The organism is Rhizobium sp. C104 (genome assembly GCF_022354505.1).
Lineage (GTDB): Bacteria > Pseudomonadota > Alphaproteobacteria > Rhizobiales > Rhizobiaceae > Rhizobium > Rhizobium redzepovicii.
This window is the reverse complement of the sequence record NZ_CP092351.1, coordinates 114,151-128,382: the sequence shown is the minus strand read 5'-3', so window position 1 is coordinate 128,382 and position 14,232 is coordinate 114,151. Positions and strand designations below refer to the sequence as shown.

The following is a 14,232-nucleotide window of genomic DNA, read 5'->3' as shown; positions in this document are numbered from 1 at the left end:
GATCGAGGCGCAGCCGGTCTCCGGTCAGACATGCCTCATCGAGCCCGCGGAGGAGCGGCCCACGACAGCAATGGGAGGTACTGGACATGGGGCCAGCGTCTCGATATTGCCGTACCGATACACTGCAACGGCAAGCCCGTGCTCTGTCCTCAAGTCATAGAGTCGAACCCGGATGCGACGAGTTCACCCGGCCGGGCAGTTGCCCTTTGTCATCAATGTGGTTTGCCGAGTCTGCGGTTCGCCGCCCGGAGATCCATGCGTCGCGCCAAGCCGTCTATCGTCGAAATCAGGCCGCCCCAGAAAGTTGTGGCCACCGATCGGCGAAACCCGGAAGCTTTCGACCGCTGGGGCGATTACCCAAACCAGTCGGTCGCACGCAAAATGGCCGAGGCACGGATGACGGCTCTCGATGCCAGGGGGCTGCCCGTCGCTGCACATATGCCATCGTCGCGTGCAGTTAGTCGAAGGTTGCTCTTCGCCCCGCAGATGCGTGGCGTCATCGTTGTCAAACGACGGGGTACCTGTAGATTGAGGTAGCCGGCTACATATTTTGCGGCGTAATCAACGTTATGGAACTTGTGTATGGGCATACCATTTGGACGCATGCAACCGCAAAGACCAGCTCAAATGACGCGTTGGCTGGCGCTGATGCTGCTGCGGCTATGATTGACGGAACTCGAGCCGCGTTCCCTTGCGGCGCGATCATCTCCATTGCATTGGCCATTACGGCCTTCTTCGTCAGAACGCCGGCTGGCGAGCAATGCTACTCCTCGGTCCGGGCCAGCACGAAATCGTGCTCTATCTGCCAGAACTTGCCAGAGAAACCGAAGTCTTTAGCGCGCACCGAATTTTCGACGTGCTGGAACTTGGCAAGCAAGCTCTCCTTCACACCAAAGACGGCGTCAGAGTGTATGTACGGGTCGTCCGGATCAAAAATATGCGTCGTCAGTGTCTCGAAGCCGTCGGCCTTGATAATGTAGTGCAGGTGAGCGGGCCTGTAGGGATGACGACCGAGCGCGCCGAGCAGCTTACCAACCGGTCCATCGTCCGGGATCGGGTAATATTTGGGCTTGACGGCTCGAAACCAATAGCGGCCATCCGCGCCGGTGCGGAAGATGCCGCGAAGGTTGAAGTCTGGTTGGATCCCCTTCTGCTGCACGTCGTAGAAGCCTTCGTCGTTAGCCTGCCAGACGTCGATAACAGCGCCGGCAACCGGCTTGCCGTCCGTGCCGAGGATGCGGCCGCCAATCACCATGTCCTCGCCCTTCTGATCGAGGCAGATATTGGTACCCATCGGCAGTTCCGGCGCGTCGGCAACGTGAAACGGGCCAAGAACAGTGCTTTCGGAGGCGCCTGAGGGCTTGCGGTTATTGATGGCGTCGACCAGCATCGATACGCCGAGCACGTCCGACAGCAGGATAAATTCCTGTCGCCATTCGTTGCATGTGTGCCCTGTGCGGGTGAGAAAGAGGATTGCCTCCATCCATTCGTCCTGCGTCGGCTCAAGCTCCTTCACCGCCTCGTGCAGCTTGCGTGTCACGACCTCCATCACGCGCTTCAGGCGCTGGTCTTTGGCGGTGGCGTTACGGCTCGTGACCACCTCGACAGAGTTCTCTTCTGTGAAGAAACCCTTTTCATGTGCGTCAATCATTGCCGTGTCTCCCCAAAACCGTGGTCATCACGCGTCGCAGCTCGGCTGACGGATCTTCAACGATCGCTTCACTTCGCCAGGCGACATGATGGTCGGGACGCACGAGGAGGACGCCGCTGTCTCGAATTTCGCGCATATTCGCCCAGTCGCCGGCGAAGTCCTGCCAGGGTTGACGTGGACCGATCAGGTGTGCGGCAATATCGATGCCCAGTTCCTTCCCAAGGGTTCGGGCGGCCTCGATCCAGCCCTGCCCGCCAATGCCGGTGAGCACGGTAAACTTGCCATGTCCGGCAAGGTCCAGCGTCGACAGCGTTTCACCTGTCGCCGAATATACCCAGGCATGCGGCAGCCTTGCCCCTGGCCAGCTCGTCTGCTGGCAGTGCAGTTCCGGATCCCTGGCGAAGGCCGGTTCCGCCTGGCCATCCGTTACGATCGCGCCGGATCGATAGCGCTGGTTCATCTCGACGCCATGGCAATCGAACTCGTAGACCTTGTCGGCAATCGCCTTGCGGATCGCGGCCCGTTGCTCCTCGGCCGCGACAGTGTTGTTGCAGCGGGCATCCATGTTCTGTTGCATCTTCACCGGATCAATCGAATCAAGCAGACCAAGCGCCTTGAAAATCGGCCCGAACTCTTCGATCGACTTGTTGGCGCGGGTGACGATCTGCTTGGCGACAGGCGCTCGCTCATCCTGATAGCTATCGAGAAGCCTCGGGTCAGCGGTGCCCTTGAGGACGAAAGCCAGCTTCCATGCGAGGTTGAATGCATCCTGGATCGAGGTGTTCGAGCCGAGCCCGTTTGACGGCGGATGGCGGTGGGTGGCGTCGCCCATGCAGAAGACGCGGCCATTCGACATTGACGTGGCGTACATATTGTTGACGGTCCAGGTCGAGACCGACTTGATGGTCATCTCGAGATCGGGATCGCCGACCAGGTCGCGCACGACCTTCTTCGCATGCGCTTCATCCACCGAAGGGGGTGGCTGATCGATATCGTAACCCCAGACGATCAGCCATTCGTCCCAGGGCCTGACCATACGCACCAGCCCCATGCCGATGCCGCCGACATCAGCACCCGGCTGCAGCACCCAATAAAGCACCGAGGGACGATGGGCGACCAGTCGCGACAGATCGGCCTTGAACAGAATGTTCATCGAACCGGCAACACCCATCTTGCCTTCGAATGTGAGGCCCGCATGTTCCGCAACCTTGGAATTGCCGCCATCGGCACCGACCAGATACTTTGATCGGACGGTAAATTCCTTGCCGGTCAGCCGGTCGAGACAGGTTGTCATGACCCCGTCTTCGTCCTGCGCATGGCTCAGATATTCCGTCGACATGCGCGATTGGCTGCCACGCGAACAGGCCGTCTTGAACAGCAGCGGCTCCATGAAGGTCTGCGGCAGATCGTTCATATGAGCCGGCGATGACAGCTGGTGCTCGGCGCGCGATAGCGGATGTTTGCCCCAGCTCTTCATCCGGCCAATCTCCTCCCCGGTGAGCGAGGTGCAGAACACGTTCTCGCCCATCAGGTCTTGCTCAGCCGCGAACATATAAGCCTCGTCCTCCACATCGCGACCGAGATCACGCAGCACTTCCATGGTGCGCTGGTTGGTGATGTGGGCGCGCGGCGTGCTGGCGAGCCAGCGGTAGCGGTTGATCACCAGGTTCTCGACCCCGTAGGACGAGAGCAGTGCGGCGGTGGCGGAGCCTGCCGGGCCGGTGCCGATGATGAGTACGTCAGTGGTAATGTCAGCCATGAGGCCCTCCCCTATGCGTGAGATTGAGCGGCCCGCCCTTCAGGACGCGGCGAACCGGAAAAAGCTGGATATCGGTGCGCTCGGAGAACAAACCCCAGAGGCCGCGCGGCGCGAGAAGCATAGTGGCGATGCCGAGAAGGCCGAGCACCAGCAGGTACCAGGAGCCGTAGTCGGCCAACAGGTTCTGTAAGAGAAAGAAGATGATGACGCCGAGGATCGGTCCCTCGATCGTCCCGATACCGCCGATCACGACGATGAAGATGACATAGGCCGTCCAGTCGGTGACCGAGAAGGCTGCGTCCGGCGAGATGCGGGCCTTCTGCACGTAGATCAACGCCCCGGCAATGCCCGTCATGAAGGCGGTGGCGAGATAAACCAACATCTTCGTCCGCCGCGCATCGACGCCGACGGCGCGGGCGGCCTGTTCGTTGTCACGGACGGCCGCGAGACCGAGGCCCTGCTTGCTGCGCAGAAGTCCATAGATGAAGCCGATTGTGGCGACAACGAGGATCAGCGCCATCCAGTAAGTCAGCGCATCGCCCGCCTCAGAAGCTTTCATGCCGAAGAGGTCGCGCATCGCGCCGACACCCATCATCTCACGCGTCGCATCGCGCGGCAGCGAGGTGCCGGTGCCGCCGCCGAGCGCCTTCCACTGGGCCAGCAGCAGCCGCACGACCTCGGCCACCACCCAGGTGCCGATGGCAAAATAGGGACCGTAGAGACGGAAGGTGAAGAAGGCCGTGGGAATGGCAAGGGCAACCGAAAACACGCCGGCAATCAGGATGGCCGCGATCGGATCGAAGCCGAACAGGATGACGCAGCCGAACATAGTGTAGGCGCCGAAGCCGACGAAGGCCTGCTGGCCGACCGAGATCAGCCCGGCATAACCGGCAAGCAGGTTCCAGTTCTGCGCCAGCACCAGCATGGTGAGGATGAAGAACAGGTCCTGAATGACGCCGCGCGAGACAATGAAGGGTGCGGCGAAGGCAAGCAGCAAGAGAGCAATCACTGCCACGGCGGACAATGCTGATGCCCTGGTGCGTGTCTCGACGGTGAAGGATGGAATGGCCATGGTCATCGATGCACCTCAATCCACTGCGCGCGGGAAAAGGCCGCGCGGTCTGAACAGGAGAACGGCGAGGAATGCCAGATGACCGGCAAGGATCTGCCACTCCGGATTGATTGCGGCACCCACCGTCTGGGCAACGCCCAGGATGATGCCGCCGGCAAGCGTGCCCCAGAGCGACCCAAGCCCGCCGATGATTACCACTTCGAAGGCATAGATCAGCCGCGCCGGCCCGGAGGTCGGATCGAAATTGGCGCGCGTCCCGAGATAGAGGGCGGCGATCGTCACCACGACCATGGCAAGCCCCGTCGCCATGGCGAAGATGCGTTGCGGCCGAATTCCCATCAGCCCTGCCGTCACCGGATCGTCCGAGGTCGCCCGGAAGGCGCGGCCAACGGATGTGCGATAGATCAGCTGATTGAGGCAGATGATGACGGCGACGGCCGAAATGAAGGTCATCAGCGGCATGATGCCGGCGGTGACCGGGCCGAGATTGACGGAGGCGCTTTCTAGGCTGCCGGCAAAGACGCGGCGGCTATCGGCGGAAAATCCCTCGAGCAGGGCGTTCTGGATCACGACCGACAGCCCGAAGGTGACGAGCAGCGGAGGCAGGATATCCTTGCCGAGCGTGCGGTTGAGCAGGAAATATTGCAGGCCCCAGCCGATGGCAAACATCAATGGCGCCGCGATTGCGGCAGCCACGAAGGGATTGAGCCCGAGCGTCGTCACCAGGATCAAGATCAAGAAGGCAGCAAGCACGATCAGGTCGCCATGGGCGAGGTTGACCAGCCGCATGATGCCGAAGACGAGGCTCAAGCCGGCCGCAAACAGCGCGTAAAGCCCGCCGAGCAGCACGCCCTGGAGAATGGTATCAAGCCAGTTCATGGTGATCCGTCCCGAAATAGGCCCTGTGGATGTCGTCGCGGCTGAGGTCTGAGGCGCGGCCGGAAAGCGTCACGCGCCCCTCCATCATGCAGTAGACGCGGTCGGCCACCTTCAGCGCCTGAGCAATATCCTGTTCGACGATGACGATCGAAGCGCCGGTCTCGCGGATCCTGGGAAAGGCGGCGTATATATCGCGGACCACGACCGGGGCGAGGCCGAGGCTGATCTCGTCGCAGAGCAGTAGCGCCGGATTGGACATCAGCCCGCGACCGATCGCCACCATTTGCTGTTGCCCGCCGGAAAGTGCCGTTGCCGGATTATTGCGCCGCTCCTTCAGGATCGGGAAAAGCACGAAGATGCTTTCGAGAGTCCACGGGCCGTCGACCTTGCGGCCATAATTGCCGATCAGCAGGTTTTCCTCGACGCTTAACGACGGGAAGAGTTTCCGACCTTCCGGCACCATGGCGACGCCGCGCGCCAGAATGTCCGGTGCCGGCAGTGCGCCGATCGGTTCGTCGCGATAAAGGATCGACGCCGGCGCATTGGTGAGCTCGCCTGAGACAGAGCGCATCAGTGTCGTCTTGCCGGCCCCGTTGGCGCCAATGATGGCGATGGTCTCGCCGGCGCCGACGATGATATCGATGCCAAATAGCGCCTGGAAATCGCCGTAGGAGGCGGTCAAGCCTCTGGTTTCGAGAAGCGCCATCAGATCTCGATCCCCAGATAAATTTCACGCACATCGCGCGACGCCATGATGTCCTCGGGCTTGCCGATGCCGATGACCTTGCCGAAATGCAGCACCAGCAGCCGCTCGACGACGGAATTCAGCGCGTGCAGCACGTGCTCGATCCAGATGACGGCAACGCCGCGCGCGTGAATGGCGCGGATGGTGGCCACCAGCGACCGGCACTCGCCCTCGGTCAGTCCACCGGCGATTTCATCGAGCAACAGCAGCTTCGGTTCCGTCGCCAGTGCCCGGGCCAGTTCCAGCCGCTTGCGTTGCAGCAGCGACAGGCTTCCGGCCAGCACATTCGCCTGATCGATCAGCCCGGTATCCACCAGGATTTCGGCGCAGCGGTCCGACACCTCGGCCTCGCGTCGCCGCGAGCCGAAGGCGCCGGCGACCAGGAGGTTTTCGAAAACCGTCAGCTTTTCGAACGGCTGCGGGATCTGGAAGGTGCGGCCCATTCCCGCAAGGCAGCGCGCCATCGGCGGCGTGCGCGTCACATCTTCGCCGAGAAAGCGGATGCTTCCGCTGTCGGCGGGGATATTGCCGGTGGTCAGATTGAACAGCGTCGACTTGCCGGCGCCGTTCGGCCCGATAATCCCCAGCGCCTCGCCTTCGCCGACGGCAAAGGAAATCTGCTTGGCGACTGTCAATGCGCCGAACTTCTTCGAGACCCCATCGAGTTCGAGAATTGCCAAACCCATTCCTCCCAGAAACAGGCGGGGCCTCTAGAGGCCCCCGCGCCCAAAATCAGGCGATTGCTTCCATCTTGCCACCGACCGGAATGTTCGGCGCCGTCTTGTTGTCGGTGATGACGAGATCGTAGCCGCCGCCGTCTTTGAGCCGCCACTGTCCGCCGACGAGCGGCGTCTTGGCGATGTTCTTGGCGGCAAAGGGAGGCAGACCCCTGCCGTCCCAGGCGATCGGCCCGACCAGTGTATCGAGCTTGGTCGCGGCAATCGCCTGCGCGACGGCATCCCCGTCTGTCGGATCTCCGGCCCGCTTCATCGCATCCACCGCCAGTTCGAACAGCGCACGGGCAAAGCCGATCGGCTGCGTCCAGGGCCTGTTGGTCGCCTTGGTGAAGGCGTCTGCCACCTGTGCTGTACTTTCCCCGTCAAGGACGACTTGAACGGATGGCTCGGCGTCCACCAGACTTCAGACGACAGATTATGCCCCGCACTGCCGAGCGCCTCGACGGTCTGCGGGAAAAGCAGCGCCTTGCCGATCGAGGCGATCTTCGGTGCGAAACCCTGCTGCTTGGCCTGGTTCCAGAAGGTGGTGAAATCAGGCGGAATCACCACGCCGGTGATGATTTCGCACTGGCCCGACTTGAAGGCGTTGATCTGTGCGGAGAAATCATCCGTCATATTCTGGTAGCGGCCGGGGTCGATCAGGCCATAGCCCATCTTTTCCAGCACCGGCGGGAAGCCAACGACCTTGTCTCCCCAGGCATTGCCGTCGCCGTCATTTGGGAAGAGACCGCCAACCTTCTTGTTGGTTTCGATCTGCGCCCACATGTTGGTGAAGACCGAGATGACGTCCTCGAGACCCCAGAAGAAGTGATAGGCGTAGTTGAACGGTTTCCAGGACGTGGGGTCACCGGGATTGCCCTGCTGGCCGATGAACCACGGTTGCCAGGGCGCGACCGTCGAAATGCAGGGCATTTCCTCGGCCTCGCAGGTGGTCGCCACCGGATTGGTGGTCTCCGGCGTCGACGCAACGAGGATCAGGTTCACCTCATCGGTGACGATCAGTTCCTTGGCGACTTCGGCCGCCCGGTTCGGATTGGATTGGCTGTCCTTGACCACAACCTCATAATTGAGCCCCTTCGATTTGGTGACTGCCAGAAAACTGTCGATGATGAATTTGTCGGCCTCACCGAAGGCGGCAAGCGGCCCCGTCTGCGGGCTGACATAACCAAGCTTGATCGCAGCATTCTGTGCGATCGCGGGGCGGCAAGCCCGGATGTCGCCACCAGTGCCCCGGTGGCGGCCGTCGTCTTCAGAAAATCGCGTCTCGTAAACATGTTTCCTCCTCCCATTTTTCTCTCCTCCCAGAGAGCGTGATGTCTGCCGTCGACTCATGCCGGCCGTTTGCCCTCCCAGGCATCCTGCAGAAGGGCACGAATGGACTTCCGGTCGATCGGCCTTGGATTCCAGTAGGGATTTTCGGTAGCCATCTCGGCTGCGCGATCGAGATCGGCTTCGCTGAGGCCCAGACCCTTCAGCGCCAGCGGTGAACCGATCTGCCTGGCGAAATCCCAAAGCCCGCCGCCGACCGAGCCGCCGAAGATATCGGCGACCTGCGCCAGAAGCTCCGGCACGGCTGCGGCATTGTAGGCGGCGGTGTGCGGCAGCATGATCGCATGCGTCTCGGCATGCGGCGTATCGAAAGCGCCGCCCAGCGTGTGGCAGATCTTGTGGTGCAGTGCCATGCCGACCGTGCCGAGCACGGTGCCGCAGAGCCAGGCGCCGTAGAGCGCATCGGCGCGGACATCGGCAGCCCGCGGCACAGCAACGATGTCAGGCAGGCTGCTCTTGAACGCCCGCAGCCCCTCGGCCGCCATCAGTGTTGAAATTGGATTGCGATCCTGCGCGTAGAGCGCTTCGACCGCATGGGCCATGGCATTCAGCCCAGAGGTGATGCTCATGCTAACAGGCAGGCCAAGCGTCAGCGCCGGGTCGTAGATCACCACCTCAGGCAGGATGCTCGCATGGCGCACGGTGGTCTTTCGCCCGCCCTCCGTTTGGCCGAGGATTGGCGTCACCTCAGATCCGGCATAGGTCGTCGGGATGACGATTTGCGGAAGATCCGTGCGATAGGCGATTGCCTTGCCAAGCCCGGTGGTCGAGCCGCCGCCGAGCGAAACGACGCAATCGGCCTGCGTACGGAGAACCACATCCATCGCCTCTTCGGTGACATCGACTGGAGTGTGCATGACGGCCCCGCCAAAGACGCCGACGGCGAGAGAGCCCAGCCGCGCGGCCAGCGCTTCGGCATCGGCCTTTTGTTGGGGCGTCGAGAGGACGAGCGCCTTGGCGCATCCGAGCTTTTCCACCCACTCGCCGGCGGCAGCGCACTGGCCTTCGCCGAAGACGATATGGGCAGGGCTGCCACTGTAGATGAAAGTCCGGCTCATGTCCCGGCTCCCCTCCTGGCGCGGACCATGATGAAAGTCAGTTTCAACAACCATCCCTTGCCCTGCTGCTCGAAGGTTCGCACCAACTCGGGTTTGACGGCGAAGATCGCGTCTTCGGCCAGATGCGGATCGCTGCCGTCATAGATATGCGTGGTGACCGTCTCGAACTCCGGCGCCTTGATCATGAAATGAAGATGCGCGGGGCGGCACAACGGATAGCCCGCCTGCCGTAGGAGCTTTCCCACGGGACCATCATCGGGCACGCCATAGCCGCATGGCTTGATGGTCCGATAGTGGAACCGTCCGTCCGTATCCGTGCGAAAACAGCCGCGCAGGTTGAATTCTGGCTGCAGGTCCGGTTGCTGGTTTTCGTAGAACCCTTGCGCATTGGCCTGCCAAGTGATGATCTCGGCATTTGCGATGGGATCACCATCGAGATCCTGCACGCGGCCGAAAACGTCCAGCGTCTCGCCGATGCCATCGAGCGATATATTGCCGCCAAGCGGCAGTTGCGGAACGTCGGCGCGGAAGAAAGGTCCGCGCACGGTGTTGGGTGTGGCCGTCTTCGGACGGCGCGAATTGATCTCCTCGACCAGCGCCGACGCGCCGAGCAAATCCGACAGCAGCACCCACTCCTGGCGCCGCTCGTCGCTGGCATGGCCGACGTCGGTGAGGAATTCGATCACCTTACGCCAGTCCGCCTGGGTCGGCCGCAATTCCCGGATAAGGGCATGAAGATGCGTCACCGCAGCCGCCAGAACTTGCGGCAGGCTGTCGTCCTTCGATTGCGGAAGTCGTTGCGCGAACATGTCGTGCGAGGTGGCCTCGCTGAAATTCAGCGCCGTCGGACCCGGCATCATGCGTCTCCTCCAGAGCATTGGCTGGTAGAGATAAATTAGCGCGATATCACGTTGCCTATGATGATTTTATTCCAATTCTATATATCATATCGTTATGAAGATAGATGAACGACACCTTGTCCAACTGGCCGCGGTTGTCAAAACCGGCGGCGTCACAGAAGGCGCTGCCCTGCTTGGTCTATCCCAACCAGCCGTATCGCGCACGCTTTCCATGCTGGAAGCGCGGATCGGCGAGCCGCTCTTCATCAAGGGCCGCCGTCCGCTGCAGCCGACGCCACTCGGCCGCGCCTTAGCTGACCACGGCCAGACCATGCTGTCGGCATCGCGCAAGGCGTCCGATGTCGTCGAGAGTTTCCGGGTCGGCAAGAGCGGCGTCGTGCGCGTCGGCGGCACGCCCTTTTTCATGGATGCGCTGATCGCAGGCATGATTGCCGAGTTCCAGAACCTGCATCCCGACGTACGCATCGAGCAGACCTATGGTTATTTCCCAGACCTCCGCGCCGCGCTCAATGCCGACCAGATCGACCTTGCCATCTGTCCGATCGATATTCTCGACGAGGGCTCCGGCCTCGAGTTTCAGCAGATCCTGCCCGGCCGCAATGTCATCGCCTGCCGGGTAACCCATCCATTGCTGCTGAAGCGGCGGCCTCAGCCGGCGCACCTGCTCGATTTCCCCTGGGTGGCGCCCCCGCCAGGCAGCCCGCTGCTCACCGACCTGCGCAGCATGCTCCTGTCTTTCGGCGCAACTGAAGTCAAGATCCGCTATTCCGGCGGCTCCCTTATGAGCGTCGTCCACTACATGAAGGCGGCCGATGCGTTGACCATCATGCCGCACAGCGTCGTCTTCGCATTGCGCAACGAAAAATCCATCACCGCCCTGCCCGTCCCCATCTCCCATCCGGAACGCGCGCTCGGTTTGCTAAAGCGTTCAGACGCACCCCGCACGCCCGCCGCCGATCACTTCGCGCGCCACATCCGCGCGGGCTTCGATAACCTCAAGCACCTGATCAAGCGGCATGAGCAGTCAGTGGTCTGGGGCTCATAAGCAATATCCGAGAAACCTGCCGCGGGCCGTTGGCGCCCGTTTCAGGTTCGGTCTGACCAAGGATCTCGTCGACGGTGCGACCGGCTGCGGAGCGTCGCGTTGGCTTCATCGAGGAGGCACTGGAAAACCTGCGGGGCAGCCTGATCATGCAGGCTCTTCATCAGTTAAAGAAGAGACGGCTCACGCCGCCTCCTCCTCGTCGAGTTCCGGCTGCAGGGAATGCAGGTAGTCGAGCGCGCGCTGGGCATGTGCTGCCGCCGAGAAGATGGCACGCTTGTCGTTGCCCAGAACCTTCAGCCAGCCATCGAGATAGCATGCGTGGTCGGGGCGTGGTTCGAGCTCTGGGACAATGCCGAGATCGGCGCAGAGAAACGCGCTGCCGAGTTCGGCAATCAGTTCCTCGCGGGCACGATCGCTCCTATCTTTGGCGTAGCGGCTGAGATCGCGATCAAGCCTTTGCGGTGCGCCGGTCCAGTGCGTGATCTCGTGGCTGAGGACGGCGACATAGGAAGCATCGTCCCGGAAGGCATCTGGGCATGGCATCTGGATGTAATCACGCTGAGCGGCATAATAGGCAGCCGATCCTCCGTGGCGGATCAGCGCCCCGGTATTGGCAAGGAAGCGGCCGGCATCGCCGATGCGGCTCATCGGATCCTGGCAAGGTGCGCCGTCGTCAAAGCGGCCATCAAGGCCGGCGATCTGATCGGTATTGAACACCGTGTAGGCTTTGAGGAATGGAATGTCCTGTTCGATCTCGGTCCCCGTCTCGGTCGTCTCGGTGCGGATGAACGAACTGGCGAAGACCACGGTCGTGCCGGTTTCGCCCTTGCGAACGGCGCCGCCGAGCTCGATTGCCTGGCGAAACGTCATCCAGCGTGATGAGGCAAAGCCGCGGGCGATGGCTTCCGACCACAGCAGCAGGACGTTGATCCCGGTGTAGGGTTGGCCGTTGTGGCGCAGTGGCCGGCTGACCTCGGCCGTCGCATGTCCCGTCGTCCAGGGTCTGGTCCATGGCCGCACGCCCTGTTTGAGATCGGCGATGATCGTGTTGGTGATGCGGCTGTAGATATCGGATCGTTGATTGGATTGCTGGCTGCTCATGTTGGAACCTCCGTTTCGAGGTCGCGGCCATCGCGACCTGCTACGGCGGTCCGAAAGCCGGGCTGCAAGCGCTGCCTGCACCCGCAGGGCCGCAACGAAGTGGAGGACGGCAAAGCCGTTGCCGGCGGCGCGAGCCTGGCAGGACCAAAAGCCGGGGCAGGACGCGATGGCCGTAATCAAAGGGGGAGGTTCAGACGGAGGCGGACATGGCAGAATCGCGAGGCGGCATCATGTCGCTCACGTCACGGATCAACCACAGGCAATACAACATCACGCGCCGATCAAGATCATCATCCTGAGCGATGAACATCCAGGCATGGCGCGAGCATGAGCTCGACGGTCGGATGGCAGCGGTCGATCGCGCTCCTTACTGCCAACCGTAAGCCGGGCTGATGGTGGAGACGGAGGGACCGCCTACTTATTTCGGCAAAGGCAGGTGGAAGCGGAATTGCGCCATATGAAAGCCCGCCGCTAACTCCCTCTCACTCCGGCGGCAGGCCAGCTAACCTTATCCAGTTCGCGAGCAACGGAGCTCGTAATTTCAAAAGGCACATTGGTAGCGGTCGGGTACGATCGGAAATGACAATTTCAGCGCTCGAACCGATCCAGCATCCTCTTCAGTTGTGCGTTTTGCAGTCTAAGCTTCGTCGCCAGTTGATCGCGGAGCAGCCTGATTTCTCCATCGAGGCTCACTGCGTCGTCAGCAACGGCGGTAACGCCTGGAGAAGGTGAAACAACGACAGTAATCGTTTTCGCTTTCTTGCTCCCCCTGCCGCGCTTTCGCGTAGGACCTTCGCCTACCGGCAACGCCTTTGGTGCGGCGTGCGCGGCTACGTCGGCCTGATTGGATAAGGCCGGGTCAACGACTTTCGCGAGCGTGGCGCTTTCGCCATCTGTCGTGTCGTGAACACTGCTTGCCGCTCCTTCGGCATGATCCGGCTCTGCTGACACCGCCTCGCGTGCTTTGTGAATGACTGGTTTTTCGTTGGCCAACCGGTTGTTGGCCGCCGTTTCAGTCGGCTCTGTGATGGCTGATGCGTCCGGCTTCACGTCATCGGTCGAGCCGTGTTCTTGCTTTTGCTGGCGTCGCCGTGACACCAGCCCAGCAAGAAGTTTCCATGGAGACGCCATATTAATCGACCTCGAATTCTACTTCAGTATGCAAACTGCGCGCGAAAACGTTGGCGGCAGAACGAACCGCCGCCAAAATCTTCACGTCAATAAGCATGAGAATGCGGCCAGCGATTGGCCGTTCTGCGGATCAACCGAGGTTGAGTCGCTTTCGCAGATCGGCATTTTCAGCGCGGAGCTTCTCCGCCAGCAGCTTACGCAGTCTCTGGTTTTCCTCTTCGAGCTGCAGAAGATCCGCGATCTCATCAACTGCCGCCACCGACGGTGCAGGCGCTACCGACACAGCCTTCGGAGCACGTTTGACAGGCGCACGCCTCGCACTCGTCGCCCCTTCGTCAGGTTTTGCTTTGCGTCCTCTCGTCTGCTTTGCGGCTTTGGCACCCAAAGCCGCCGCCGGTTGCACAGAAACGGCGGCTGAGGCGGTTTCAGGCACCGCCTTCTTGGCGCGAGGTCTGCGCATCTTCTTCGCTACATCGGGCACGGCAGCGGCCGGCGTGTCAGCACTGGTCATTGTATTGTTTTCGTCGGCCATCATGGTCTCCTGTAAAGCCGATGCATTTGTCTCCTGCCCGATCGGCGGTGTCAACAACGGCCCGGACTGTTCTCCCGCTAAAAGCTTCTCGCTGCCGCTCGTGCGAGGCGCTACTGAAAGAAATGGCATTCCCTCGTCTTGCAGTTCTTGCGCGACGGACTTGAGATCCATGTCTCCCCAGATCGAGTTCGGCTTGGAATTGACTCTTCGCCGATCAGATCTGTATTCGACGGCAAAGCTGCGTTGTACTTTTTTCACTTAAGAAGCCTTCGATGTCAGCAGTGATTTTTTCAGCGACGCTTTCAGCATCGCAACATGTGCTGCAAATAACGA

At 61.4% G+C, this 14,232-nt stretch carries 12 protein-coding genes and 1 pseudogene; 1 reads left to right on the top strand and 12 read right to left on the bottom strand.

The annotated features are described in order from the left end of the window. Nucleotides 1-763: 763 nt before the first annotated feature. The 9 genes and pseudogenes from MF410_RS27520 to MF410_RS27480 form a co-directional block, all read right to left on the bottom strand. A complete protein-coding gene (locus MF410_RS27520) occupies nt 764-1,648 on the bottom strand; it encodes an intradiol ring-cleavage dioxygenase (RefSeq protein WP_179867191.1) in 885 nt (294 codons plus the stop codon). After that, a complete protein-coding gene (locus tag MF410_RS27515) occupies nt 1,644-3,410 on the bottom strand; it encodes an FAD-dependent monooxygenase (RefSeq protein WP_239620713.1) in 1,767 nt (588 codons plus the stop codon). The genes MF410_RS27520 and MF410_RS27515 overlap by 5 nt, the downstream gene beginning before the upstream one ends. Further along, nucleotides 3,403-4,488 (bottom strand): branched-chain amino acid ABC transporter permease, encoded by a 1,086-nt coding sequence (locus tag MF410_RS27510; protein ID WP_222148996.1) that lies wholly within the window; start codon nt 4,486-4,488, stop codon nt 3,403-3,405. Before MF410_RS27510 ends, MF410_RS27515 begins: the two co-directional genes overlap by 8 nt. Nucleotides 4,489-4,497: 9 nt before the next feature. After that, the gene (locus MF410_RS27505) at nt 4,498-5,361 is read right to left on the bottom strand and encodes a branched-chain amino acid ABC transporter permease (RefSeq protein ID WP_064649813.1); all 864 of its coding nucleotides are present in this window, start codon (nt 5,359-5,361) and stop codon (nt 4,498-4,500) included. Further along, nucleotides 5,348-6,067, bottom strand: coding sequence for an ABC transporter ATP-binding protein (locus MF410_RS27500; protein ID WP_064649814.1), 720 nt, complete (start codon nt 6,065-6,067; stop codon nt 5,348-5,350). The genes MF410_RS27505 and MF410_RS27500 overlap by 14 nt, the downstream gene beginning before the upstream one ends. Then, the gene (locus MF410_RS27495) at nt 6,067-6,786 is read right to left on the bottom strand and encodes an ABC transporter ATP-binding protein (RefSeq protein ID WP_222148995.1); all 720 of its coding nucleotides are present in this window, start codon (nt 6,784-6,786) and stop codon (nt 6,067-6,069) included. Before MF410_RS27495 ends, MF410_RS27500 begins: the two co-directional genes overlap by 1 nt. Nucleotides 6,787-6,838: 52 nt before the next feature. Beyond that, nucleotides 6,839-8,117: pseudogene (locus MF410_RS27490) on the bottom strand (ABC transporter substrate-binding protein). Nucleotides 8,118-8,171: 54 nt separating this feature from the next. Next, nucleotides 8,172-9,230: a maleylacetate reductase gene (locus MF410_RS27485; RefSeq protein ID WP_097629517.1), complete on the bottom strand. Its 1,059-nt coding sequence runs from the start codon at nt 9,228-9,230 to the stop codon at nt 8,172-8,174. Beyond that, nucleotides 9,227-10,090: a dioxygenase gene (locus MF410_RS27480; RefSeq protein WP_064649816.1), complete on the bottom strand. Its 864-nt coding sequence runs from the start codon at nt 10,088-10,090 to the stop codon at nt 9,227-9,229. The genes MF410_RS27485 and MF410_RS27480 overlap by 4 nt, the downstream gene beginning before the upstream one ends. A 94-nt stretch (nt 10,091-10,184) precedes the next feature. Between MF410_RS27480 and MF410_RS27475 the strand changes: the two genes are divergently transcribed. Continuing rightward, complete coding sequence (locus MF410_RS27475) at nt 10,185-11,135, top strand: LysR family transcriptional regulator (protein ID WP_064649817.1); 951 nt, start codon at nt 10,185-10,187, stop codon at nt 11,133-11,135. A gap of 180 nt (nt 11,136-11,315) precedes the next feature. Here MF410_RS27475 and MF410_RS27470 read toward each other — a convergent pair whose 3' ends face one another. The 3 genes from MF410_RS27470 to MF410_RS27460 form a co-directional block, all read right to left on the bottom strand. Then, a complete protein-coding gene (locus tag MF410_RS27470; RefSeq protein WP_239620711.1) occupies nt 11,316-12,236 on the bottom strand; it encodes a zincin-like metallopeptidase domain-containing protein in 921 nt (306 codons plus the stop codon). 588 nt (nt 12,237-12,824) lie between these two features. Then, on the bottom strand, nt 12,825-13,367 hold the full coding sequence (locus MF410_RS27465; RefSeq protein ID WP_097629553.1) for a hypothetical protein: 543 nt from the start codon (nt 13,365-13,367) through the stop codon (nt 12,825-12,827). A 130-nt stretch (nt 13,368-13,497) separates the two neighbouring features. Next, complete coding sequence (locus MF410_RS27460) at nt 13,498-14,157, bottom strand: transcriptional regulator (protein WP_131711687.1); 660 nt, start codon at nt 14,155-14,157, stop codon at nt 13,498-13,500. Nucleotides 14,158-14,232: the final 75 nt, after the last annotated feature.

Excerpts from the sequence above, each read along its gene's own strand:
- MF410_RS27515 (WP_239620713.1), bottom strand. The coding sequence starts at position 3,410 with ATGGCTGACATTACCACTGACGTACTCATCATCGGCACCGGCCCGGCA.
- MF410_RS27510 (WP_222148996.1), bottom strand. The coding sequence starts at position 4,488 with ATGACCATGGCCATTCCATCCTTCACCGTCGAGACACGCACCAGGGCA.
- MF410_RS27505 (WP_064649813.1), bottom strand. The coding sequence starts at position 5,361 with ATGAACTGGCTTGATACCATTCTCCAGGGCGTGCTGCTCGGCGGGCTT.
- MF410_RS27500 (WP_064649814.1), bottom strand. The coding sequence starts at position 6,067 with ATGGCGCTTCTCGAAACCAGAGGCTTGACCGCCTCCTACGGCGATTTC.
- MF410_RS27485 (WP_097629517.1), bottom strand. The coding sequence starts at position 9,230 with ATGAGCCGGACTTTCATCTACAGTGGCAGCCCTGCCCATATCGTCTTC.
- MF410_RS27480 (WP_064649816.1), bottom strand. The coding sequence starts at position 10,090 with ATGATGCCGGGTCCGACGGCGCTGAATTTCAGCGAGGCCACCTCGCAC.
- MF410_RS27475 (WP_064649817.1), top strand. The coding sequence starts at position 10,185 with ATGAAGATAGATGAACGACACCTTGTCCAACTGGCCGCGGTTGTCAAA.
- MF410_RS27470 (WP_239620711.1), bottom strand. The coding sequence starts at position 12,236 with ATGAGCAGCCAGCAATCCAATCAACGATCCGATATCTACAGCCGCATC.
- MF410_RS27465 (WP_097629553.1), bottom strand. The coding sequence starts at position 13,367 with ATGGCGTCTCCATGGAAACTTCTTGCTGGGCTGGTGTCACGGCGACGC.